The organism is Mycobacterium sp. TH-M106 (genome assembly GCF_057473765.1).
The window spans coordinates 1-1994 of sequence record NZ_JBYCLE010000304.1; the positions used below are offsets into that span (position 1 = coordinate 1).

The 1994-nt window shown below is 63.1% G+C and carries 3 protein-coding genes; all 3 read left to right on the forward strand.

Annotated features, from left to right (window positions below; all coding sequences use genetic code 11):
* Window positions 1-871, forward strand: an 871-nt coding sequence (rfbA, locus tag AC2VOP_RS10575; RefSeq protein ID WP_486960916.1) for a glucose-1-phosphate thymidylyltransferase RfbA, incomplete at its 5' end; no start/stop codon positions are given.
* Between the two features lie 63 nt (window positions 872-934).
* The gene (locus AC2VOP_RS10580) at window positions 935-1273 is read left to right on the forward strand and encodes a hemophore-related protein (RefSeq protein WP_486960917.1); all 339 of its coding nucleotides are present in this window, start codon (window positions 935-937) and stop codon (window positions 1271-1273) included.
* 87 nt (window positions 1274-1360) lie between these two features.
* A partial coding sequence (locus tag AC2VOP_RS10585) for a dTDP-glucose 4,6-dehydratase (RefSeq protein ID WP_486960918.1) occupies window positions 1361-1994 on the forward strand: 634 nt, incomplete at its 3' end.

Genomic DNA, 1994 nt, shown 5'->3' on the forward strand with positions numbered 1-1994 from the left:
GCGCGGAATCATCCTCGCGGGCGGAGTCGGCTCCCGGCTGCATCCGATCACCGTGGGCACCAGCAAGCAGCTGCTGCCGGTGTTCAACAAGCCGATGGTCTACTATCCTCTGTCCACGCTCATCCTCGCGGGAATTCGCGACATCCTGGTCATCACGACGCCAACCGATATCGCTGCATTCGAAAGATTATTGGGCGATGGTTCCCAGTTCGGTATCTCGATCAGCTATGCGGTTCAGCCGATTGCCGACGGGCTCGCTCGGGCATTCGTCATTGGCAAAGCCCATATCGGTGCCGATTCCGTCGCGCTTATTCTGGGTGACAATATTTTCTATGGTTCCGGCCTGGGAGCACAGCTGGGCCGCTTCAGGGACATCCATGGCGGCGGAATTTTCGCCTATCGGGTATCCGATCCGACGGCATACGGCGTCGTCGAGTTCGATGCACGCGGCCGCGCAATCTGCATCGAGGAGAAGCCAAAGCGTCCCCGCTCGAATTACGCAGTGCCGGGACTCTACTTCTATGACAACGATGTGGTCGACATTGCAGCTTCGCTACGGCCATCGGATCGTGGCGAGTATGAGATCACCGACGTCAACCGTGTCTACCTCGACAGGGGCGATCTGTCGGTCGAAGTCCTCCGCCGCGGGACCGCGTGGCTCGACACGGGAACCTTCGATTCGCTGCTCGACGCCGGGAACTATGTCCGCACCATCGAGCGGCGTGAAGGCCTGAACATCGGTGTCCCGGAGGAAGTCGCTTGGCGGCGCGGCTTCATCAGCGACGACCAGCTCCGAGAACGCGCCGAAACCCTGGTCAAATCGGGATACGGCGGCTACTTACTCGACCTTCTCGACGGAGTGGGCAGATAACGTCAAGCACAAGTTTGAGTCGGCCGACGAACATCGGTGCGATCAGTTGAAAGGAATCCGCACATGCGCAAACTGTCATTGACCACGCTGGCCGTCGCGGCTGGCAGTCTGGCGTTGTCAGCGATCGCCGGAACCGGGGTGGCGTCCGCAGATCCCGATCTGGATCCGATCATCAACACCACCTGCAGCTATCCGCAGGTGATAAGCGCGCTGAACGCGAGCAATCCGGAAGCTGCCGCGCAATTCAACGCATCGCCGCTGGCGCAGAGCGGCCTGCAGCGGTTCCTGGCCTCGCCGCCGAGCCAACGCCTGCAGATGATCCAGCAGGTGCAGGGCTCGCCAAGGGCACAGCAGATGTTTGGCCTCGTCGAACAGGTCGCGGCGACCTGCAATAACTACTGAGCAGGCCGGGCACGGCACCGTGGTGGCGTGAAGCACCGTCAGGACCAGGATGGTGGGGCCGAACGTCGCTGCCGCTACTGTTGTCCCATGCGGTTGCTGGTCACCGGCGGTGCCGGGTTCATCGGTGCGAACTTCGTGCACAGCACGCTGCGGGAGCGCCCCGATACGGCGGTGACGGTGCTCGATGCGTTGACCTACGCCGGCAGCAGCGAGTCGCTGGTTCCGGTCGCCGACGACATCAGGCTGGTGCGCGGCGATGTCACCGACGCCGAGCTGGTGCAGTCGCTGGTCGCAGAGCTGGCTCCGGAGTCCGACGCGGTGCTGCACTTCGCCGCCGAAACCCACGTCGACAACGCGCTGAGCGACCCCGAACCGTTCCTGCGGTCCAACGTGATCGGCACCTACACCGTGCTGGAAGCGGTCCGCAGACACGGGGTGCGGCTGCATCACATCTCCACGGACGAGGTCTACGGCGACCTGGCTCTCAACGAACCGCGCCGGTTCACCGAGGACACCGCCTACCAGCCATCGAGCCCGTACTCGTCGACCAAGGCCGCTGCCGATCTGCTGGTGCGGGCTTGGGTGCGCTCTTACGGGGTGCGGGCGACGATCTCGAACTGTTCCAACAATTACGGCCCGTATCAGCATGTGGAGAAGTTCATTCCGCGCCAGATCACCAACCTGCTGACCGGCCGTCGCGCCAAGCTGTACGGCAGCGGCG